This is a genomic window from Vibrio sp. KUL70, from assembly GCF_059725515.1.
Map to the genome: position 1 here is coordinate 2,036,101 of NZ_AP045834.1, position 21,360 is coordinate 2,057,460.

At 44.7% G+C, this 21,360-nt stretch carries 19 protein-coding genes and 1 riboswitch; of the genes, 3 read left to right on the forward strand and 16 right to left on the reverse strand.

What is annotated here, in order from left to right; genetic code table 11:
* Positions 1–42: 42 nt before the first annotated feature.
* The 3 genes from malZ to yfbV all read right to left on the reverse strand — a co-directional run bounded on the left by malZ (position 43) and on the right by yfbV (position 3,767).
* Positions 43–1,881 (reverse strand): maltodextrin glucosidase, encoded by a 1,839-nt coding sequence (gene malZ, locus AC6I7V_RS08830; protein WP_498010704.1) that lies wholly within the window; start codon positions 1,879–1,881, stop codon positions 43–45.
* A 150-nt stretch (positions 1,882–2,031) separates the two neighbouring features.
* Positions 2,032–3,000 carry an ABC transporter substrate-binding protein gene (locus AC6I7V_RS08835; protein ID WP_498010705.1) on the reverse strand — a complete coding sequence of 323 codons (969 nt, stop codon included), beginning with the start codon at positions 2,998–3,000 and terminating at the stop codon, positions 2,032–2,034.
* A gap of 314 nt (positions 3,001–3,314) precedes the next feature.
* Positions 3,315–3,767 carry a terminus macrodomain insulation protein YfbV gene (gene yfbV / locus AC6I7V_RS08840; RefSeq protein WP_032552015.1) on the reverse strand — a complete coding sequence of 151 codons (453 nt, stop codon included), beginning with the start codon at positions 3,765–3,767 and terminating at the stop codon, positions 3,315–3,317.
* Positions 3,768–4,111: 344 nt separating this feature from the next.
* On the opposite strand from yfbV, the gene AC6I7V_RS08845 reads away from it, so the two are divergent.
* Together AC6I7V_RS08845 and pta are read left to right on the forward strand one after the other, a co-directional pair.
* Positions 4,112–5,308, forward strand: a complete 1,197-nt coding sequence (locus AC6I7V_RS08845) for an acetate kinase (protein ID WP_255230348.1) — start codon at positions 4,112–4,114, stop codon at positions 5,306–5,308.
* Between the two features lie 143 nt (positions 5,309–5,451).
* Positions 5,452–7,617, forward strand: coding sequence for a phosphate acetyltransferase (gene pta, locus AC6I7V_RS08850; protein WP_255230347.1), 2,166 nt, complete (start codon positions 5,452–5,454; stop codon positions 7,615–7,617).
* 126 nt (positions 7,618–7,743) lie between these two features.
* On the opposite strand, the gene AC6I7V_RS08855 is transcribed toward pta, so the two are convergent.
* The 12 genes from AC6I7V_RS08855 to moaA form a co-directional block, all read right to left on the reverse strand.
* Positions 7,744–9,179, reverse strand: a protein-coding gene (locus AC6I7V_RS08855; RefSeq protein ID WP_498010706.1) for an IS1182 family transposase whose coding sequence is annotated in 2 segments (ribosomal slippage) — positions 7,744–8,006 and positions 8,006–9,179 — 1,437 coding nt in all. Because the reading frame shifts where the segments join, the coding sequence is not laid out codon by codon here.
* 298 nt (positions 9,180–9,477) lie between these two features.
* Positions 9,478–10,416, reverse strand: a complete 939-nt coding sequence (locus AC6I7V_RS08860) for a glutathione S-transferase family protein (RefSeq protein WP_498010707.1) — start codon at positions 10,414–10,416, stop codon at positions 9,478–9,480.
* A gap of 332 nt (positions 10,417–10,748) precedes the next feature.
* The gene (gene oppF / locus AC6I7V_RS08865; protein WP_255230345.1) at positions 10,749–11,741 is read right to left on the reverse strand and encodes a murein tripeptide/oligopeptide ABC transporter ATP binding protein OppF; all 993 of its coding nucleotides are present in this window, start codon (positions 11,739–11,741) and stop codon (positions 10,749–10,751) included.
* A complete protein-coding gene (locus tag AC6I7V_RS08870; protein WP_032552010.1) occupies positions 11,738–12,709 on the reverse strand; it encodes an ABC transporter ATP-binding protein in 972 nt (323 codons plus the stop codon). Before AC6I7V_RS08870 ends, oppF begins: the two co-directional genes overlap by 4 nt.
* 51 nt (positions 12,710–12,760) lie before the next feature.
* Positions 12,761–13,663 (reverse strand): oligopeptide ABC transporter permease OppC, encoded by a 903-nt coding sequence (gene oppC, locus AC6I7V_RS08875; protein ID WP_255230344.1) that lies wholly within the window; start codon positions 13,661–13,663, stop codon positions 12,761–12,763.
* A gap of 15 nt (positions 13,664–13,678) precedes the next feature.
* The gene (gene oppB / locus AC6I7V_RS08880; RefSeq protein WP_255230343.1) at positions 13,679–14,599 is read right to left on the reverse strand and encodes an oligopeptide ABC transporter permease OppB; all 921 of its coding nucleotides are present in this window, start codon (positions 14,597–14,599) and stop codon (positions 13,679–13,681) included.
* 119 nt (positions 14,600–14,718) lie between these two features.
* On the reverse strand, positions 14,719–16,350 hold the full coding sequence (locus AC6I7V_RS08885) for an ABC transporter substrate-binding protein (protein WP_255230342.1): 1,632 nt from the start codon (positions 16,348–16,350) through the stop codon (positions 14,719–14,721).
* A gap of 596 nt (positions 16,351–16,946) precedes the next feature.
* Positions 16,947–17,402 carry a molybdopterin synthase catalytic subunit MoaE gene (gene moaE / locus AC6I7V_RS08890; protein WP_255230341.1) on the reverse strand — a complete coding sequence of 152 codons (456 nt, stop codon included), beginning with the start codon at positions 17,400–17,402 and terminating at the stop codon, positions 16,947–16,949.
* Positions 17,403–17,404: 2 nt separating this feature from the next.
* Positions 17,405–17,650: a molybdopterin synthase sulfur carrier subunit gene (moaD, locus tag AC6I7V_RS08895; RefSeq protein WP_255230340.1), complete on the reverse strand. Its 246-nt coding sequence runs from the start codon at positions 17,648–17,650 to the stop codon at positions 17,405–17,407.
* Complete coding sequence (moaC, locus tag AC6I7V_RS08900) at positions 17,647–18,126, reverse strand: cyclic pyranopterin monophosphate synthase MoaC (RefSeq protein ID WP_255230339.1); 480 nt, start codon at positions 18,124–18,126, stop codon at positions 17,647–17,649. The genes moaD and moaC overlap by 4 nt, the downstream gene beginning before the upstream one ends.
* A gap of 11 nt (positions 18,127–18,137) precedes the next feature.
* The gene (gene moaB / locus AC6I7V_RS08905) at positions 18,138–18,650 is read right to left on the reverse strand and encodes a molybdenum cofactor biosynthesis protein B (protein WP_150868996.1); all 513 of its coding nucleotides are present in this window, start codon (positions 18,648–18,650) and stop codon (positions 18,138–18,140) included.
* An 89-nt stretch (positions 18,651–18,739) separates the two neighbouring features.
* Positions 18,740–19,729 carry a GTP 3',8-cyclase MoaA gene (moaA, locus tag AC6I7V_RS08910; RefSeq protein WP_255230337.1) on the reverse strand — a complete coding sequence of 330 codons (990 nt, stop codon included), beginning with the start codon at positions 19,727–19,729 and terminating at the stop codon, positions 18,740–18,742.
* Positions 19,718–19,871: riboswitch (molybdenum cofactor riboswitch) on the reverse strand. Its footprint overlaps the gene before it by 12 nt.
* A 195-nt stretch (positions 19,872–20,066) precedes the next feature.
* On the opposite strand from moaA, the gene AC6I7V_RS08915 reads away from it, so the two are divergent.
* Positions 20,067–20,954 (forward strand): YvcK family protein, encoded by an 888-nt coding sequence (locus tag AC6I7V_RS08915; protein ID WP_255230336.1) that lies wholly within the window; start codon positions 20,067–20,069, stop codon positions 20,952–20,954.
* A gap of 53 nt (positions 20,955–21,007) precedes the next feature.
* Here the strand turns inward: AC6I7V_RS08915 and luxU are convergent, their stop codons facing one another.
* Positions 21,008–21,343: a quorum-sensing phosphorelay protein LuxU gene (luxU, locus tag AC6I7V_RS08920; RefSeq protein WP_255230335.1), complete on the reverse strand. Its 336-nt coding sequence runs from the start codon at positions 21,341–21,343 to the stop codon at positions 21,008–21,010.
* Positions 21,344–21,360 lie beyond the last annotated feature (17 nt).

Genomic DNA, 21,360 nt, shown 5'->3' on the forward strand with positions numbered 1-21,360 from the left:
CAAGGGGCTACTTAATGGTAAGGAGTGAGTAAGCAATAATGATTAGTTCACAAGCACTAAAGAAGAGATAGGATCTATTGATAACTGCAACAGTCCATCATTCATATTCAACACCGAGTTTTCGCAAAATGGAACGCTCAAATCACCAGATTCAAGACCCAGTTTCCATACTGGAAGTGTCACCTCAGAGGCAGATGTGCCAAGGTTTATGGCAACTAACGTGTGTTCTTGATCCAAGCTTCGAGCATAAACCAACACGTTGTCGTCACAGTAAAGCTCTTGGTAAGCGCCTGTTTGCAAACTTTGGCGATCATGTCTCAACTGAATGAGTCTCTGAGTAAAGGCAAACCAGTTCGACGTCTGTTCTTCTCCCCACGGGAAACAACGTCGGTTATCTGGGTCTTGACCACCTTCTAGTCCCACTTCAGTACCGTAGTAAAGGCAAGGTGTTCCGACGTAGGTCATCAGTAACGTCAGAGCAATAGCTTGTTTCTGTGCATCACCGTCAAGCAATGAGATAAAACGCGCAGTATCATGGCTGTCTAGTTGATTCAATTGAGACAGTTGATTCTGCCAAGGCACTTTTGCACGAGCTTCAGCTAACCAATCAGAGAAATCTCGCATACTGATATCAATTGGATCATAAGCAATGTCTTGCTTAGCCAAAAGAGCGCGAACGGGATGAGCAAAGCCGTAGTAGTTCAGCGAGCCATCTTCTTGGTCTCCCTGTAGCCACGAGGTCGCTTCAAAGAAATGCTCTCCGAGTATGTAGGCATCAGGGTTTTGGCTTTTTGCCGCGTTACGAAACTCTCTGACGTAGTGAGCATTGTTGTATGCACCCTCGCCTTCGCCAAGCATATGGATCACATCAAAACGCCATCCATCAATGCCATAGGGTGCTTTAAGCCAGTGTTTAATCACCGAATCTTCTGATTGATAGATGTAGTCTCGAACCGAATCATTAGAGAAGTTCAATACGGGCAGAGAGTTGATACCTTTCCAACCGACGTAACTTTTTGCGTCATCGCCATTGAAAAAGTAATAGTCACGATATTCAGAGTTCGGCTGCCCAAAAGCCCCGGCACCACTTTTGCCTAATTTATCAAACCATGGATGCTCTACCGACGTGTGGTTAAACACCGCATCTAATACCACTCTCATTCCTCGTGAATGCAAATCAGCTGACAGAGCCGCAAACTCTTGATTGGTGCCAAAATGAGAATCGACTTTGTAATAATCGGTAGTGTCGTATTTATGATTGCTCGGCGATTCGAAGATTGGATTCAAGTACAGTGCCGTAATACCTAAGTCTTGCAAGTAGTTGAGTTTGCTATGTATACCTGCTAAATCTCCACCGAAGAACTCCGCAGCACCTGTGCCATTGTGACCTTCGACCTCGGTACCCCATTCTTTTACTACTACATCAAGAGTGCCCTCTTTTAATCGGTACTCGCCAGGCTGAACACTAATCTCGGAGTTCCCGTTACAAAAACGTTCTGGGAAAATCTGGTAAAACACTTGCTCAGCAACCCAGCTTGGCGGTTGATGATCAGCATTGTACTTAAAGTGATGCGCACGGCTTGGCATCCGCAAGTGAACGCCTTGTGAGTCCAACCAAAATTGGCCTGTGTTACTCAATAACTTAAAAGTATAGTGAGTAATAGACTGATCAGAGTTAAGTGGAATCTTCGCTTCCCAGACAAAGAGCCGTCCTTGTTTCCCGACCAATAACATATCCACCAAGTACTCTTCATTATCTGGCTCATGACGCACTTGCACTTTAGTCCAGTCTTCACGATCGGTGTGGAGTTTTAAAGTAAGCACTCTTTGATCAAGTCGAACATAGTCGCAAGTTTGAGCATGGAATAGATAAGGATGCATAACGAATCTCGAACGTTGATTGATTCGCTAAAGATATGAAAAATCGTCTAGATCACAATGTGAAAACTATCAGCACTCAGAGCGGATCACGCTTTGTAGCCCTACAATGTTCAAATAAAGTTCACTGCTTTGTATTTTGTAGAGCTTAGTTTATTGCACGACTGTCGCTTGGCCTAAAATTGATGAAGGCAGGGTGATTCGGAACTTTTCCAAGGCTTCCAAATTCACTTTCAACGCCGCTCGATTCAGAGTTTTGACGTCCAAATTACCTGGCTCTTCCCCTTCAAGAATTGCAGCAACATACTCCGCAGTTTCCAGACCAATTTGGTAGTAATCAAGACCAGCCCCAATAACGGCACCATTTTTGACATACGCGGTAGTCCCAGCAACAACTGGTGTCCTCTGACTGTCGGATCCTCGGATCAAGTCATCAATGGCGCTCGCTACTGTGTTATCCGTCATCGCATAGACCACATCAGATTTAGCGGCCACGATACGCGTTTTCTCTTCTACTTCGTCAACGGTAAATACTGGCTCGATATGCAGTACTAAACCGTGCTGTTTAGCAGCCGCTTTCAATATAGACATCAAAGCAACCGCGTTAGACTCCCCAGGATTATAAACAACACCGATAGAGTCAACATCAGGCATCAGCTGCTTAATAAGATTGATATGTTGATGTACAGGGGAAAGATCGGACAACCCCGTTACATTACGACCCGGATTTTCCAAACGTCTCACTAATCGAGCACCAACCGGGTCTGTTACCGCAGTAAACACAACGGGGATAGTGCGCGTTGCTGAAACCAGCGCTTGAGAAGATGGGGTCGCAATCCCGACTAACACGTGTGGGTTTTTACTCACTAACTCTCTGGCAATTTTAGCCGCTTGTGCTGGCCTGCCGTCTGCGACTTGTGATGTCAGCTCTAAATTTTTTCCATTTTCATAGCCATGTACCTTTAGGCCATCAATCAGACCTTTATGTGCGGCATTCAGATCAGGGTGATCAATAATCTGAGAGATAGAAACTTTCGCACTACTTGCCAGTGAGACACTAGAATAGATAAGCGCAGCCATACTCAATAAGACGACACTCGACCAATTCGACCCTGTTTTCATCGACACTCCTTGTGATGTGCTCTCTTTCCTACTCCCATATATCCTCTGTTTCATATATGGGATGGCGTATTATTTCGTTATTGATATTACTACCAGTAAGAGTGAAATAACAGAAGTTAAAAACGGCAAAAGTGCAACAAGTGTCTAATTTCAGTTCTCGCTTAAAAAAGTAAGCGTGAACAGACTGAAAAAACGATGAAACCGTGCTCACTGCACCGAAGAGATGAGAACTAAGGAGATGAAAAACGCCCCAAAAAAATTTCAGGGCGCAGTGTTTTAGAAAGGGGTTAAGACCAGATATGGCCAGATAAGAGCTAGAACCAACGTTCCATAGAAGACTTGTCCAGTTGTCGGAAAGCGCGATTCAAAATAATGGCTAACTCTTTGTAGCGCGGACGTGATTTCATAGGCTCTAGCGCAAAGCCAGTTTCTGTAATCTTTTCGTGCAGTTCACGATACCAAGATACGAGTGCCGGTGGCAGTTGAGTGTTGGAGCGGTTGCCTAACCACCACATACCTTGAAGTGGCAAACTAATCGCGAATAACGCCATAACGACAGCTTGCGGCATCGCTTGATAATTGTTGAAGACCATCTGTGTTAAAATGCTGATCGCAGCGATCGCTGGCATTACTTTAATGCCAAAACGAGTTGCCTTAATGATGCGTTGCTCGGGAAAGATCGCATTTAACTCTTTTCTGACAGGCCAGAGATCCATGTACTTTTGGCCATCTTTTAGACTACTGGCTAACCCAACTCTATTGCTCATATGAGTCTCCCGTTAAAAAAAAGTTGAAACCATCAACTAAAAACGCAAAAAATTGACAAAAAATAATATTCTTTCAAATTTTTTTGTTATATTTGCACAATATCGCTATTATTTGCAGACCTCAATCTCATTGTTGCCCTTATTTACAATTTAAGCAACTTTGAGAAGACTTCTGCAAGGAATGCACAAGCCTCTTTTGGTTAAAAAGTGCGCTTTCACTTTAATACGGAAATTAACGTTTTTTTGACCAAGGTTAGTACGCAAGCCACCGTGCTTCGTCTATTCTTGAGATTAATTTTCATCTTTAACTGATTTCGATCAGAAAAATTAACAGGTAGTCATTAATGTCTAAGCTAGTTTTAGTTTTAAACTGTGGTAGTTCTTCTCTTAAATTCGCAGTTGTTGATGCAGAAACAGGTGCAGAGCATCTAACTGGTCTTGCTGAGTGTCTAGGTCTTCCAGAAGCTCGTATGAAGTGGAAACTTGACGGCAAACACGAAGCACAACTAGGCGCGGGCGCAGCTCACGTAGAAGCACTATCTTTCATGGTAGAAACTATTCTTGCTTCTAAGCCTGAGCTTAAAGCTAACCTTGGCGCTATTGGTCACCGTATCGTACACGGTGGCGAGCAGTTCACTCAATCTGCACTGATCACAGATGACGTTCTTAAGGGTATTGAAGACGCTGCGACTTTCGCACCTCTTCACAACCCAGCTCACCTAATCGGTATCGAAGCGGCTAAACAGAACTTCCCAGGCCTTAAAAACGTTGCTGTATTTGACACAGCGTTCCACCAAACAATGCCTTCTGAGTCTTACCTATACGCTCTACCGTACAACCTGTACAAAGAGCACGGCATCCGTCGTTACGGCATGCACGGTACTTCTCACCTATTCATCACTCGCGAAGTTGCAAGCCTACTAAACAAGCCAGTTGAAGAAGTTAACATCATCAACTGCCACCTAGGTAACGGCGCTTCTGTATGTGCAATCAAGAACGGTAAATCTGTAGACACTTCTATGGGTCTTACTCCTCTTGAAGGTCTTGTAATGGGTACTCGTTGTGGTGACCTAGACCCTGCAATCATCTTCCACCTGCACGACGCACTAGGTTACTCTGTTGAAGAAATCAACAACATGCTAACTAAAGAGTCTGGTCTTGCTGGTCTAACTGAAGTGACTTCTGACTGTCGTTTCGTTGAAGACAACTACGGTGAGAAAGAAGAAGCAACTCGTGCAATGGACGTGTTCTGTCACCGTCTAGCTAAGTACGTAGCTGGTTACACTGCAACTCTAGAGGGTCGTCTAGACGCAATCACTTTCACTGGCGGCATCGGCGAAAACTCTGGCCCAATCCGTGAAATGGTTCTAAACCGCCTAGGCATCTTCGGAATCGAAGTTGACGGTGAAGCTAACCTTAAAGCTCGTTTCGGCGGCGAAGGTACTATCACTACAGCTAACAGCCGTATCCCTGCAATGGTTATCTCTACTAACGAAGAGCTAGTGATTGCTGAAGACACTGCACGTCTAGCAGGTCTTTAATCGGAATTTGTACCGCTGGCTTTATTTAACGAGCCGGCGGTCTTTTGATGAAAATGGGGCTCAGCTTCTATTCCTATTCCTACCCTTAAATAGGAATAGGAAGTTGAGCTTTTTTAATCCAATAGCTAAAGGTACTCATACGAATGTCTCGTACTATTATGCTTATCCCTACTAGTGCTGGTGTTGGTCTAACTAGCGCAAGCATGGGTGTTCTTCGCGCAATGGAGCGCAAGGGCGTTAAGGTTTCTTTCTACAAACCAATCTCTCAACCACGTTCTGGTGGTGACCAACCTGATCTAACTTCAACTATCGTTGGTACAAACAGCGATGTTAAGATCGGTCAACCTCTAGCGATGTCTGTTGCTGAAAACCTAATCGGTAACGACAACATGGACGAACTGCTAGAAACTGTTGTTGAGCGTTACAACCAGATCAACAACGATGCTGACGTAACACTTATCGAAGGTCTAGTACCAACGCGTAAGCACCCATTCGCTAACCAAGTGAACGCAGAAATTGCTGCAACACTTGGCGCAGAGATTGTACTTGTTGCAACTCCGGGTACTGACAACCCAGCGCAACTTAAAGAGCGTATCGAAGTAGCATGTTCTAACTTCGGCGGCACTAAGAACAAAAACATCTCTGGTGTTATCATCAACAAGCTTAACGCTCCAGTTGATGAAGCAGGCCGTACTCGCCCTGACCTATCTGAAATCTTCGACGATTCAGACAGCGCAAAACAGAGCGAATTAAAAGTGATGGAGATCTTCAACACTTCTCCTATTCGTGTTCTTGGTTGTGTGCCTTGGAGCATCGAACTAATTGCAACTCGTGCTGCAGATATGGCTTCTCACCTAAACGCAGAAATCGTTAACGAAGGTGAACTGAATACTCGTCGTATCAAGAGCATCACGTTCTGTGCGCGTTCACTGCCTCACATGATTGAGCACTTCAAGCCAGGTTCACTACTAGTAACTTCGGCTGACCGTCCTGACGTAATCGTTGCAGCAGCGCTTGCAGCAATGAACGGCGTTGAGATCGGTGCAGTACTTCTAACTGGCGGTTACGATATCCCTGCGGAAATCCAAGACCTAATCAAACCAGCTCTAGAAAGCGGCCTACCAATCTTCAAAGCACAAGGTAACACTTGGCAGACTTCTCTGAACCTACAAAGCTTCAGCCTAGAAGTTCCAGCTGACGATAAAGAGCGTATCGAGTTCATCAATGAACACGTTGCAGGCCACATCGACGGCAACTGGATCGAGTCTATGACTGAAGGTACTCAGAAGTCTCGTCGTCTAAGCCCACCTGCATTCCGTTACCAGCTAACTGAATTTGCTCGTAAAGCGGCTAAACGTATCGTTCTTCCAGAAGGTGACGAGCCACGTACAGTTAAAGCTGCGGCTATCTGTGCTGAGCGCGGTATCGCGGAATGTGTACTTCTAGGTAACCCTGAAGAGATCAAACGTGTTGCTGCACAGCAAGGCGTTGAGCTAGGTGCTGGCGTTAAGATCATCAACTCTGACGAAGTACGTGAAAACTACGTTGCTCGTCTAGTTGAACTACGTGGCGCGAAAGGTATGACTGAAGTTGTTGCTCGTGAGAAGCTACAAGATTCAGTATTCCTAGGCACAATGATGCTTGAGAACGACGAAGTTGACGGCCTAGTTTCTGGTGCTGTTCACACGACGGCGAACACTATCGTTCCTCCGTTCCAAATCATCAAGACTGCCCCTGATGCGTCTATCGTATCTTCTGTATTCTTCATGCTACTACCTGACCAAGTACTGGTTTACGGTGACTGTGCGATCAACCCAGATCCAACAGCTGAGCAGCTTGCTGAAATCGCTATCCAATCTGCTGACTCTGCAGCGGCATTTGGTATCGAACCACGCGTTGCTATGATCTCTTACTCTACTGGTGAATCTGGTAAGGGTGCAGACGTAGATAAAGTACGTGAAGCGACGAAACTGGCTAAAGAGAAGCGTCCAGATCTAATCATCGACGGTCCTCTACAGTACGACGCAGCTATCATGGAAAACGTTGCCGCTTCTAAAGCGCCAAACTCTCCAGTAGCAGGTAAAGCGACAGTATTCGTATTCCCTGACCTAAACACGGGTAACACGACTTACAAAGCGGTACAACGTTCAGCAGACCTAGTATCTATCGGTCCAATGCTTCAAGGTATGCGCAAGCCAGTAAATGACCTGTCTCGTGGTGCTCTAGTTGACGATATCGTGTACACAGTTGCTCTAACGGCTATTCAAGCTGCCCAAGCAGATCAAGCTAAAGAAAAAGTGGTTAACTAATTTTTCTTTTGTAGAAAGCAAAAACCCTAGATGCTTATCTAGGGTCAGATTGCTGACGAACCCCACTTTTTGAAGTGGGGTTCTCTTTTTCGAGCGGCCGTAGGCCGCGATCGCGATATTTTTTTATTATGCGAAGTTTGGAAGAGCCCAACACTTAAATTGGCATCTAGACGCCATAATTTGACGTATTTGGGACATATTTAGCCCTATTTTTTGTAAATAGCTCACCACCAAGGCTATCTTCTTGATGTTTTGAGCGGCAGCTGCCAACCAACATTGCATTTGCACTTTCGAGAGCCCGCGGAAGCGGGCATAACGGTGACCATGGTGCTGCTTAGCGTCGGCGAAGCTCCGCTCTACCGTCTCACTTCTTCGCCTATACGTCTTTTTCCATAAGGTGAGAGCCGCATTTGGTTGGCTCTATCCATCGCGTCCGTATAGATGTGTCTTGTAATGACTTTCTTCATATTTTTACTTTGCGTACAGTCATCTCTCATTGGACAGAACGCACACTCTTTCGGGTCGGAGTGATACTCACGATACGCATCTCTAGACGTTGTTTTATAGATGAGCTCTTGACCGTTAGGGCAGCGGTAACTGTCTCGCTCTTCATTGTAGATGAAGTGCTTTTTCTTGAACGCATTCTTTGTTCTCGATGGTCTGCGATAACCGAACACGCCCAAGATATTTCGACGCTCTAATGACTCAGCGACTGGCGCAGTGAAGTAGCCCGCGTCGAGTCCAACGGCGATTGGATTAAGGTTAAATTGCTCTAGGGTATAGTCCAGACGCTTCACATAAGGTTGAGAGTCATTGATATTACCTGCTGTGACATGGGTATCTAAGATAATGCCATGCTGTCCATCCACTGTACGGTGGTCGAGATAGAAGAAGCCTTGGGGCTTATTATCTCGAGTCATGAAGCCACTTTCCGGGTCGGTAGTACTCGTTTTGGTGTTCTTAGTTTTAGGCTCAGCGGTACGTGACTTTAGAGGTTTCTTACCCTCTTTCTCTCGGTCTAGCGCGACATCTTCATCGAGCATATCAAGATAAGCACTGGCGCGAACCTTAGTCACTTTGTTCGTGTGCTTATTTTTGTTGGCATTGGCTTTTAGGTGCGTGCTGTCAGTAAATAGTTCTTGGCCTGCGACCAAACCTTTCGCCATTGCCTGCTCTACGATATTGATAAAGATACGCTCAAACACATCGGTACCATTAAAGCGGCGAATACGGTTTTGGCTGAGTGTCGATGCATGGATAACTTTCTCTGTCAGTGACATACGCAGGAACCATCGATAAGCGACATTGACTTCAATCTCTTTCACGAGTTGTCGCTCGCTTTTTATTCCGAAGAGGTAACCAAGCAGGATGATTTTAAACAGGCGTACAGGGTCAACAGGTGGGCGACCGTTGTCTTTACAGTAGAGGTGAGCGACTTCATTACGGATAAACTCGAAGTCGATGGCTTTATCTATCTTACGAACTAAATGGTTCTGAGGAACGAGCTGTTCCATGGTGACCATTTCGAGTTCATATTGTTGAGGTGAAGGCTCTTGAAGCATAGTGAGATATCCATATTTCGATACCCCTATTAGATCAAAGGTCTAGCTTGAAAGCTAGACCTTTGTCAGCAGTCTGACCCTAGATGCTTATCTAGGGTTTTTTTATGTCTGGACTAAAGGGACTAATAGGTAATACCAATCACAGTAAATAAGTGGTCAAAAATAGCGCCGGGAAAAGGCTTAAGAACAAGGCAGAATTTTTTGGTAAGTAGTTATTCTACAATCAAAAATTCTAACGCAGTTATCAAGCGTTTTAACAAGCTAGGATGATCAGTTATTTACTACGATTGGTATAATCCTAGCCTCGGCCATGTGGCGAATCTAAATCTAGCGCGGGTCCTTTGGGAACAACTTGAGTAGGATTGATACCGGTGTGACTGTAATAGTAGTGACGCTTGATATGGTAAAAATCCGTCGTCTCTTTGATGCCTTCGATCTGATACAACTCTTTTAGGTAGCCCTGAATATTTGCGTAGTCCGCTATTCGCTGCTTATTACACTTGAAGTGACCCACATACACGGCATCAAATCGAATCAAAGTCGTGAACAGACGCCAATCCGCTTCCGTAATGGTATCCCCAGCCAAATAACGACTTTTTGATAAGTGTGCATCCACTTTATCTAGTGCGCTAAATAGCCCTTCATACGCTTCTTCATAAGCCTCTTGGGTCGTTGCAAAACCACAACGATAAACACCATTATTGATGTTAGGATAAATAAAATCGTTCCACTCATCGATCGCATGACGAAGCGCAGGTGGATAGTAATCATCGTTATTGCCTGTTAAGTCATTAAACGCAGAGTTGAACATGCGAATGATCTCAGATGATTCGTTGCTAACGATGGTATTGTTTTTTTTATCCCAAAGAACTGGCACTGTAACGCGACCAGTATAATCTGGCTTAGCTTGTGTGTAGATTTGATGCATTCGAGTATGCCCAAACAATGGTTCAGGCAACCCCATTTGCCACCCTTCGCTCATCATATCAGGGCACACAACGGTGACATCGATGTGTTCAGTTAAGCCTTTAAGCTCACGGAAAATAAGCGTTCTATGTGCCCAAGGGCAAGCCAGTGAAACATACAGATGGTAACGTCCACTTTCAGGTTGAAACGGCGCGTCTGTACGGTCCTCTACCCAGTGACGAAAACCTGCATCTTCACGAATGAACTTTCCATTGCTTGACTTAGTGTCATACCATACATCGTGCCAAACACCTTCAACTAATTTGCCCATATCCAAACCTCTTTCATCCAAACTTTTATATACCAATCACAGTAAGTAAATGTTCAGAAATAGCGCAGAGAAAATGCTTGAGAACAAGGAAGAATTTTTCTGTTAATAGTTATTCTACAATCAAAAATTCTAACGCCGTTATCGAGCACTTTAGCAAGCTAGGATGAGCAGTTATTTACTACGATTGGTATTAGTATAAAAAAAGCCAACGTCTTCAAAACTAGAAGAAGTTGGCTTAGTTGTTCGAATTATTTGAATAAGCGTGAGATACAAAAAAGCGTGACCGATTGAGCGGCCACGCTGAAGCCTGTCACAGGCTGAATTACGCTTTGTTAAACCTGAACATGAAGACAAGATACCGCGTGAACGTCGTTACCTTGAATCTTAGGTTTTGTTTCTGCACACGCCTCTGTTGCTTGAGGGCAACGAGTACGGAACACACAACCAGATGGTGGGTTGATAGGCGATGGTAGATCACCTTCCAGCATCTGGATAGTTTTGCTGCGTTCAATTCGCGGATCTGGGATTGGAACCGCAGACATCAGAGCCTTGGTGTATGGGTGTTTAGGATCAGAGAACAGTGCATCTGATTCACCCAACTCAACCGCATTACCTAGGTACATTACCAATACTCGGTCAGAGATGTGCTTAACCACTGATAAGTCGTGCGCGATAAATACCAACGAAAGACCTAGCTCTTTTTGTAGCTCTTTCAGAAGGTTAACAACTTGCGCTTGAATAGATACGTCAAGTGCCGAAACCGGTTCGTCACAAATGATCATCTTAGGCTTCAAGATAAGCGCACGCGCGATACCGATACGCTGACACTGACCGCCTGAGAACTCGTGCGGGTAACGGTTGATTACGTTTGGTAGTAGACCTACTTTCGCCATCATCTCTTTAACACGGTCTTTGACTTCCTGTTTAGAAAGCTCTGGGTAGAACGTCTCTAGCGGCTCAGCAATGATGTCACCAACCGACATACGCGGGTTAAGCGATGCAAGTGGATCTTGGAAAATCATCTGAATCTCTTTACGAGTTTCGCGACGTTGAATCTCTTCCATTTTCGTTAGGTCTTGACCTAACCACATCACTTCACCGTCCGTTGCTTCAACCAAACCTATGATTGCACGAGCAAATGTTGACTTACCACAACCTGACTCACCTACTACGCCCAGCGTCTCACCTTCGTAAAGGTGGATATCAACGCCATCAACCGCTTTCAGATTAGCAGGTTTAGCCCAAGGCCATGCAGATTTAGCAGCAATGCTAAAGTGAACCTTAAGATCTTTAATGTCTAACAGTAATTGCTTATCTACACTCATTTTTTCCAAGCCTCCCAATCAGAAAAACAGGCACGTTGACGGTCATTTCCAAATGGCGTCAAAATCGGCGCTTCTTGCTTACAACGGTCCATCACACGGTGACATCGGTCTTGGTAAGGACAGCCTGGTGGTAGACGAAGTAAGTTTGGCGGGTTGCCTGGGATGGTAGGAAGAATCTCACCTTCAGTATCAAGACGAGGGATCGCTTTCAACAGACCTTCCGCGTATGGGTGGCTTGGGTTGTAGAAGATTTCATCTACTGTGCCGTATTCCATTGTACGACCTGCGTACATAACAAGTACTTTGTCACAAGAACCCGCAACAACACCTAAGTCGTGGGTAATCATGATGATTGCCGTGTTGAACTCATCCTTCAGTTCGTTCAGCAGCTCCATGATTTGTGCTTGAATGGTTACGTCCAATGCTGTTGTCGGTTCATCGGCGATCAGCAGCTTAGGACGACAAAGTAGCGCCATTGCGATCATTACACGCTGACGCATACCGCCAGAAAACTCGTGCGGATACATGGTGATACGCTTACGCGCTTCTGGAATTTTAACAGCTTCAAGCATTCGTACAGATTCTTCAAACGCTTCTGCTTTGCCCATGCCTTTATGCAGCATCAGCACTTCCATCAACTGATCGCTCACCTTCATATAAGGGTTAAGCGACGTCATTGGATCTTGGAAGATCATCGCAATCTGTTCAGCACGAACCTTATTTAGCTCTTTTTCTGGAAGGTTAAGAATCTCTTTACCTTCGAATTTTGCACTACCAGAGATGATGCCGTTTTTTGCCAGCAACCCCATGATAGAGAATACAGTCTGTGATTTACCTGAACCTGACTCACCCACAATACCCAGCGTTTCGCCTTGGTTAAGTGAGAAGTTCAAGTCATTTACTGCGGTTACGATACCATCTTGAGTGGTAAATTCGACGCGCAGGTCTTTGACATCTAATAAGCTCATCATTGCTTCCTTAATCTTTTATAGCTTTTATATTTTTATTTGCTATTTAGTTTATCTGTCTTTTGGATCAAGCGCGTCGCGCAGGCCGTCACCTACATAGTTAAAGCAGAACAGCGTGACTACCATGAATGCTGCAGGGAATGCCAGTTGCCAGATAGCAACTTCCATCGTCTGCGAACCTTCTTGAAGCAGTGCGCCCCAGCTTGTCATAGGCTCTTGAACACCAAGACCAAGGAAAGATAGGAATGATTCCGTCAGGATCATGCTTGGGATAAGTAGAGTTGAGTAAACCGCTACGATACCCAGTACGTTTGGAACAATGTGACGTGTAATGATCTTCCATTTGCTTACACCACATACGTGTGCAGCTTCAATGAACTCTTTACTGCGTAGGCTCAACGTCTGACCACGTACAATACGCGCCATATCTAGCCAAGCAATTGCACCGATTGCAACGAAGATTAGGATGATGTTACGGCCAAAGAATGTTACTAGAACGATAACTAGGAACATGAATGGAACCGCGTACAAGATCTCAAGGATACGCATCATCACTCGGTCAGTACGGCCCCCAATGAAGCCTGATGCTGCACCGTAAAGCGTACCAATCAATACCGCTACGAAGGCACCCATCACACCAACCATCAACGAGATACGGCCGCCAATGAGAGTACGTACGTAAAGGTCACGACCTAAGCTATCAGTACCAAACCAGTGGTCAGCGTTTGGACCAACGTGCATTGCATACCAGTCAGTATCGTCATAAGTGTATTGAGCCAGCATTGGTAGGAAGATAACCGCCAATACCATCAGTGTTAGAATAAACAGGCTCACCATCGCAGCTTTGTTACGCATAAAACGAATACGCGCATCTTGCCACAAACTACGACCTTCAATTTCTAAGTTCTCAGAGAACTTTTCGATCGCTTCTAAATTTTCTTTTTTCTTCAACATAACCATGCGTCCCTGTTAGTAGCGAATTTTCGGGTCAATAACCGCTAGCAAAATATCAACAATTGCGTTGAATAAGATGAATAGGAAACCAATCAAGATGGTTACACCCATTACTAACGAGTAGTCACGGTTAAACGCAGCGTTCACGAACAGCTTACCGATACCTGGTAGGCCGAAGATGGTTTCAACAACCACCGAACCTGTGATGATACCTACGAATGCCGGGCCCATGTACGAAACAACAGGCAGCATCGCTGGCTTAAGCGCATGTTTAAGAATGATGTAACGGTAGCTCAGCCCCTTAGCACGAGCTGTGCGGATAAAGTTACTGTTAAGCGTTTCGATCATGCTACCACGAGTAATACGAGCGAACGTTGCAACATATAGAAGCGACATTGCGATGACAGGCAGAACGAGGTAAACAAAGGTACCACCATGCCAGCCACCAGCTGGGAAGATGTTCCAGTGAAGTGAGAAGAGGTAAATCAGTGCAGGTGCCAATACAAAAGATGGCATTACAACCCCGAGCATGGCGGTCGACATTATGGTGTAGTCGATCCAGGTATTATGCTTCAAGGCGGCAATGGTACCGACGGTGACCCCCATAATCAGGGTAAAGATAAAGGCAATAAAGCCAACTTTAGCCGACACAGGTAACGCTACTGCGATCAGCTCATTTACTGTGTAATCTTGGTACTTAAACGAAGGACCGAAGTCGCCTTGCAGAATGTTCGTTAAGTAGGTTGTGTATTGCTCAAATACTGGTTTATCTAAACCGTATTTAGCTTCGATATTCGCCATAACTTCTGGCGGTAATGGTCGCTCGCTTGAAAACGGGTTACCCGGTGCGAAACGCATAAGAAAGAAAGATATAGTGATCAACACCAACATGGTTGGGATCGCTTCAAATATCCTTTTCATAATGAATTTAAGCATAAACTCACTCTTTCAGTCTGTGACAATTAAAATTAGAGAGACGCTACATGCGCGCCCTGCGCATGTAGTGTCTATATCGTTATATTTTTATATTAACTTTCTAGAATCGAAGCGCCAGATTACTGAGCTTTGATGTAGAGGTCTTTCGAGAAGATCTTGTCTTCCGCGTTGTTCAGTGGGAAGCCACCAACGTGCGGGTTAAGCAGACGTGATTTCACGTATTGATAGATAGGAGCGATTGGCATATCTTTTGCCATTAACGCCTCAGCTTCTAGGTAAAGAGCTTCACGCTCTTTTTCTGAAGTTGAGTTAAGTGCTTTGTCGATGATTTGGTCGTAAGCTTTGCTGTCGTAGTGAACACCACCGGTAGTGTTGTTACTCTTCATCAGTGTTAGGAACGAAGACGCTTCGTTATAGTCACCACACCAACCTGCACGTGCTACTTCAAAATCACCAGAATCTTTAGAAGATAGGTAAGTTTTCCACTCTTGGTTTTCAAGCGTTACAGAAAGACCTAGTGTTTTCTTCCACATAGAGCCTAGTGCTACAGCAATCTTCTTGTGGTTTTCAGAAGTGTTGTAAAGAAGGTTGAAGTTCAGTGGATTGTCTTTACCGTAACCCGCTTCTTCAAGAAGACGCGCCGCTTCTGCGTTACGCTCTTTTTGAGTCATCTTACCGTAAGCAGGAAGCTCAGGATTGAAGCCAGCAGTGATTTCAGGCGTTAGGAAGTATGCAGGTTTTTGACCTTGCGCTAGGATAGCGCCTGTTACGATATCACGGTCAATTGCGTAAGAGATTGCCTTACGAACACGAACATCATCAAATGGTGCTTTCTTGGTATTGAAGATGTAGTAGTAAGTACATAGGTTACCCGCTACAGATACATCTTCCGCGTGCTCTTTCTTAAGACGCTTGAAGTGCTCAGTTGGTAGTTCGTTTGTGAAGTCAATTTCACCAGATAGGAAACGGTTCATTTCCGCTACTTGGTTTTCGATTGGTAGGAACGTTACTTTGTTCAGAACCGTTTTATCGTTGTCCCAGTATTGTTCGTTACGCTTAAGCACTAGGCGCTCGTTAACAATCCATTTATCAACAGAGAACGCGCCATTACCAACAAAGTGCTCTGGCTTAGTCCACTGGTCACCGTACTTTTCAACCGTAGCCTGGTGAACTGGTTTCATTGTTGTGTGGCCCATCATCATTACGAAGTATGGCACTGCTGTTTCCAACTCAACAACAAGCGTGTTTGCGTCTACCGCTTTAACACCTAGCTCACTCTTATCCTTTTTACCCGCGACGATATCCTTTGCATTCGCCATCTTGGTGTATTCCATGTACCAAGCGTATGGAGAAGCCGTTGCAGGATCAACTGCACGTTGCCAGCTGTATACGAAATCTTGAGCTGTTACCGGATCACCGTTAGACCATTTTGCGTCTTTACGTAGGTGGAAAGTGAAAGTTTTGTTGTCTGTTGTTTCCCAGCTTTCTGCAACACCAGGGATAGTATTACCGTCGCCGTCTTGGTTCACTAGACCTTCTAGAAGATCACGAATTACGTGAGACTCTGGTACACCTTGAGATTTGTGTGGGTCAATAGTTGCAACTTCAGTACCGTTACCACGAACAAGTTCCTGAACCTTTGCCAATTTTGTACCCGCTGGAACGTCCGCAGCGATTGATGTAGTAGAAGTGGCAGCCACTGCCAAACCAGCACCTAGAAGAAGGGCCTGAGTGATTTTATTCTTGTACATTTAATAAACTCCAAGTTTTATGTATTGCATCCATGACTTCTTTGCTTGGTTCACTGAACGGCAGTGATTTAGATTTATTTAGCTCAATTTTTGAGCATAAAAATCTAAAACCTTACAAAGATTGCGGCACACACTATCAATCATTGAATTAATTTGCCATAAAGAACTGGCAAAAAATCGGATAATTCTCCGAAATACTCTATGATTCAGCGATAAACTCTAATAAAAACGTAATTTCTAGCTATTTAAATACGATGTATTATTAAAATTTAGCCGTAAATGTTGATATATCTGTTTTGATACTTATTTTTAGCATCTTATGCTAGAACAACCCTGACAAATTAACATTATTGCCACATGAAAGCTAATCCGGCATCACATATCCCCTAATTTGCTTACGTTAATTGTGAGGATTATCACTCTATAAAAAGCAGAACAAATAGCTGTTTAGTGAAATATATTGGTGTAACAAATTGTTTTAGTCGCTTTATATGCGTATTTATTCACACGAACCCTGTTCACTTTTTTGGTTAATTATTCTTCGGTCGAAAAAAAACCGACTCAAAGAGTCGGTTTTAGAACATCAAAATAGGTGTTTACTTCTGCCAACGTTCGGCGGCTTTCGCGTCTGAATCACGAGATTCTACCCAACGGGTTGCTTCAGTTGTGCGCTCTTTTTTCCAGAACGGCGCTTTTGTTTTCAGGTAATCCATCACAAACTCGCACGCTTCAAACGCCGCACCTCGGTGAGCACTAGACACACCGACGTAAACAATCTGGTCGCCAATATCAAGGTCACCCACTCGATGGATAACACGCATCTTTTGAATTGACCAACGCGCTTCAGCTTGATCACAAATCTCGCTTAGCGACTTTTCCGTCATTCCTGGGTAGTGCTCTAGAGATAAGCCAATAACGTTATCCCCTAAATTCATGTCGCGCACCTTACCCACGAAAGTAACCACTGCGCCTGCTGAAGTACCTTGAGCCAAAAAGTTGTATTCATCTGAAACTGAAAAGTCTTCAGCTGTCACCAATACTCTTGAGTCCATCTCTAGCCTCCAGTCACTGGCGGGAAAAATGCTACTTCATCCCCCTCTTTCACTTCAGTGCTCAATGGAACAATCGACTGATTCAGAGCTGCCAAAAGCTTGCCCTCTTCTAAAGCGATGTCCCATTTACCTTCTTGCTGAACAAGGTGGCTGCGAATCGCTTCGATAGTGTTAAAGCTTGCATCGACTTCTACGCTATCTACACCAACCAATTCACGTGTTTGTGCAAAAAAAAGAACTGTAATCATGATTCCGCCTTAAAGTGACCTGATTTGCCACCCGTTTTTTCTAGCAAGCGTACCTGATCAATCACCATATCTTTCTGTACAGCTTTGCACATATCGTAAATGGTTAGAGCTGCGACAGAGGCAGCTGTTAGAGCTTCCATTTCAACACCGGTTTTACCCGCCAGTTTACAAACTGACTCAATACGTACCTTGTTTTCTTCAACAATAGGTTCCAGTTGAACTTCAACCTTTGACAGCAGCAACGGATGACAAAGTGGAATCAAGTCCCAAGTTTTCTTTGCCGCTTGGATACCTGCAATACGTGCTGTCGCGAACACATCACCTTTATGATGGCTACCCGACATGATCAGCTCAAGCGTCTCTGGCGCCATATGAACAAAAGCTTCTGCACGTGCTTCTCGCACGGTTTCTGCTTTTGCCGATACATCAACCATGTTCGCTTCGCCAGATGCGTTAATGTGTGTAAATTGGCTCATGAATACCTACCTTAAACAGAAAGGTGTGGCATGAAATTACATGGGCGGTGACTAGCATCAAGTTGTTGTTTGATGATCTTTGTCCAACCCGTGCGACATGCGCCGGTTGAGCCAGGCATAGCAAAAATAACGGTGTGGTTAGCAAAACCCGCGATCGCACGTGATTGAATGGTCGATGTGCCGATCTCTTCGTATGACACCTGACGGAATAGCTCGCCAAAGCCTTCAACTTCTTTATCGAAAAGCGGTTTCAGTGCTTCTGGAGTACTATCTCGAGAAGTAAAACCAGTACCGCCAGTGATCATAATGGCTTGTACCGTCTCGTCTGCAATCCACTTAGATACGATTGCACGGATCTTGTACATGTCATCAATTACGATCTGCTTGTCGACAACGTTATGACCTGCTTCTTGAGCATTTTCAGCCAAGTAACGACCTGACGTGTCGTTCTCTTCTGTACGAGTATCTGAAACGGTTAGGACTGCTATATTTGCAGGTTGAAATTTACTCTCTGCGTGACCCATTTGTTCACCTATTCTATCTATTTCAATGATTATACTGACTCACCCAGCTTATCTAAGCTAGGTGATTATATGTTTGTTGATTTGGGAGCCTAGCCACCAATGGAAGCGAGGTGCGGCGTCATACCGCTGTTGCCATCGTGGAGAAAGTGACTCACTGACTTAGTTTGAAGCTCAGACTGAATGCGTGCGATAAGCGCATCTTCCTGCTCATCCTCTTGGAGAAGATCACGTAGCTCAACACCATGATCGCCAAAAAGACACAGATGAAGTTTACCTGTTGCAGATACACGCAGGCGATTACAGCTTTCGCAGAAATCTTTCTCATAAGGCATGATCAAACCAATCTCACCTTTGTAGTCAGGATGAACAAATACCTGTGCAGGGCCATCATTCACCGCTTTGACTTTCAAAAGCCAACCGTTAGCGATCAGATGGTTTCTGATCGCTACGCCTGATACATGGTGTTTATCAAACAGATCGTCCATTTCACCGGTTTGCATCAGCTCAATAAACCGCAGTTGGATAGGTTTGTCTTTGATCCAGTTAAGGAATGAAGGCAGCTCTTGGCTATTAAGATCTTTCATCAACACAACGTTGACTTTGATCTGCTCATATCCGACTTCGAACGCTTTATCGATACCGCGCATCACCTCAGTGAACTTATTCTCACCTGTGATTTGGTGAAACATGCGCGAATCTAAACTATCAACGCTGACGTTGATGTTCGTTAGACCAGCTTCGCGCCACTGCGCTACCTGCTTCTCCATGCGATAACCGTTAGTGGTGGTTGCCACTTTTTGGATACCCGGAGTGCTGGCTACTGTATTAATAATTTCAGTAAAATCTTTACGTAGGCTTGGCTCGCCACCAGTAATACGAATCTTGGAGGTACCACAATCAGCAAACGCTCTTACGATGCGTTTGATCTCGGGAACACTGAGAAAAGACGAGTTTTTTTGCCCCGAAGGCTTGTAGCCATCAGGTAAGCAATACGTACATTTAAAGTTACAAACGTCTGTAACTGACAAGCGCAAGTAATAAAACTTGCGATGGAATCTATCTTCGAATTGTTGCGCCACGGAACACCTTTCCAAACACGGGAGGCATAATCATTTCCAATTAAGCCCTTGTGACAACATGTCACTGGCTCTCAACGCTTATCAATACAGCAAAACACCACTGTGCGACTTAGCATGTAAGAGCTCGGAGTTATGGCAACTACGGTACACTGAGGCACGCGTAGCAGCTGAGTATAAAATACTTAATAATTGTGTGTGAATCTAGTTCTGTTGCCAAAAAAACGAACCTTAACAGCAAAAAAACCGCACCAGACCCTCAAAATAACTCTTGTTGAGTATCTGCCTATAAGCATTTACCCTAAATTATAGTTGGTAATAATCTAATAAGAACTAAAAAATGAATTTGTACTCTTCAAAGAAAGTCGTCGCGATCGGCGGCGGCCACGGCTTAGGTCGCATGTTAGCGGCACTGAAACAGTTCGGCAGTAATGCGACGGGAATTGTCGCCACTACCGATAATGGCGGCTCAACAGGCCGAATTCGAGATTGCCAAGGTGGTATCGCATGGGGCGATACTCGCAACTGTATCAACCAGTTGATTACCGAGCCTTCTATCAGTTCGATGATGTTTGAGTATCGTTTCCGAGGTCAAGGTGAGCTCGATGGTCATAATCTTGGTAACTTGATGCTCACTGCTTTAGATAACCTTTCTGTTCGACCATTAGAAGCGATCAATCTTATCCGCAGTATGCTTAAAGTCGATGTCAACATTGTTCCGATGACTGAGCACCCCTCCGACCTAACGGCACTTTCGATGGAAGGTCGCTGGGTAACAGGGGAAACCAATGTCGATGACATGAACGAGCGTCTGCGCCGCCTTGATCTTTCGCCAGAAGTTCCGGCAACCAAAGAAGCGGTACACGCAATTGCAGCCGCTGATTGTATCGTATTGGGACCGGGCAGTTTCTTAACCAGTATTATGCCGCCCTTATTGTTACCAGAAATTGGTAAAGCGATTGCTGATAACAGCAAGGCTAAGGTGATTTTAGTCGAAAACCTCTCGCCTGAGGCTGGCCCTGCGGGGATGATGACGCTAAGAGAGAAAATCGAATGGTGTGAACGCGCATGTAAAGCGCGTAAAATTGATGTGATTATCGGTGATACAGCGCACCCAGAGCTTGATGGTCTTTGGCATTGCGTTACAACTGACCTCGCCTCTCCGAACCGCGATTGGCGCCATGACAGACTCAAACTTCAGCAAGCAATTGAGGCTCAATTGGCTTAAGCGGGTAACTTGCCCCTCCGAAGTGACAAAAAGGAGCATGGTGCTCCTTTTTATTAACTCATCAATTGTTGGTATTCAGTGTATGTGGTTACCAGCAATGCTTTCATGTCTAGATAATCTTCGTCAGTAATTGATTTATTTTGTTTTACTTTAGCGTCCAAACCTATCGCAAAATCACACAATGAGTCAGCACCAAAGCTCGCAGCACTGCTCTTAAGTGCATGGCTAATATCAGCCAAATATTTGGCTGAGTCCACGGCATTACTTTGTTCTAAATGTTCGTGATATCCCTTGAGCTCCCCTAAAAAAATCTCCAATAAAACAGGGACATTTTCCTGGCCAATTTCCATAGCAAGTTCATCAATTTTTTCTTGGTTTAGTATTTTCATCGTTATTCTTGTGCACT

Coding starts and splice junctions, on each gene's coding strand:
- AC6I7V_RS08885 (WP_255230342.1), bottom strand. CDS start 16,350: ATGTACAAGAATAAAATCACTCAGGCCCTTCTTCTAGGTGCTGGTTTG.
- moaC (WP_255230339.1), bottom strand. CDS start 18,126: ATGAGCCAATTTACACACATTAACGCATCTGGCGAAGCGAACATGGTT.
- AC6I7V_RS08845 (WP_255230348.1), top strand. CDS start 4,112: ATGTCTAAGCTAGTTTTAGTTTTAAACTGTGGTAGTTCTTCTCTTAAA.
- oppC (WP_255230344.1), bottom strand. CDS start 13,663: ATGTTGAAGAAAAAAGAAAATTTAGAAGCGATCGAAAAGTTCTCTGAG.
- AC6I7V_RS08870 (WP_032552010.1), bottom strand. CDS start 12,709: ATGAGCTTATTAGATGTCAAAGACCTGCGCGTCGAATTTACCACTCAA.
- moaE (WP_255230341.1), bottom strand. CDS start 17,402: ATGGACTCAAGAGTATTGGTGACAGCTGAAGACTTTTCAGTTTCAGAT.
- luxU (WP_255230335.1), bottom strand. CDS start 21,343: ATGAAAATACTAAACCAAGAAAAAATTGATGAACTTGCTATGGAAATT.
- moaB (WP_150868996.1), bottom strand. CDS start 18,650: ATGGGTCACGCAGAGAGTAAATTTCAACCTGCAAATATAGCAGTCCTA.
- oppF (WP_255230345.1), bottom strand. CDS start 11,741: ATGAGTGTAGATAAGCAATTACTGTTAGACATTAAAGATCTTAAGGTT.
- AC6I7V_RS08915 (WP_255230336.1), top strand. CDS start 20,067: ATGAATTTGTACTCTTCAAAGAAAGTCGTCGCGATCGGCGGCGGCCAC.
- pta (WP_255230347.1), top strand. CDS start 5,452: ATGTCTCGTACTATTATGCTTATCCCTACTAGTGCTGGTGTTGGTCTA.
- AC6I7V_RS08860 (WP_498010707.1), bottom strand. CDS start 10,416: ATGGGCAAATTAGTTGAAGGTGTTTGGCACGATGTATGGTATGACACT.
- oppB (WP_255230343.1), bottom strand. CDS start 14,599: ATGCTTAAATTCATTATGAAAAGGATATTTGAAGCGATCCCAACCATG.
- yfbV (WP_032552015.1), bottom strand. CDS start 3,767: ATGAGCAATAGAGTTGGGTTAGCCAGTAGTCTAAAAGATGGCCAAAAG.
- malZ (WP_498010704.1), bottom strand. CDS start 1,881: ATGCATCCTTATCTATTCCATGCTCAAACTTGCGACTATGTTCGACTT.
- moaD (WP_255230340.1), bottom strand. CDS start 17,650: ATGATTACAGTTCTTTTTTTTGCACAAACACGTGAATTGGTTGGTGTA.
- AC6I7V_RS08835 (WP_498010705.1), bottom strand. CDS start 3,000: ATGAAAACAGGGTCGAATTGGTCGAGTGTCGTCTTATTGAGTATGGCT.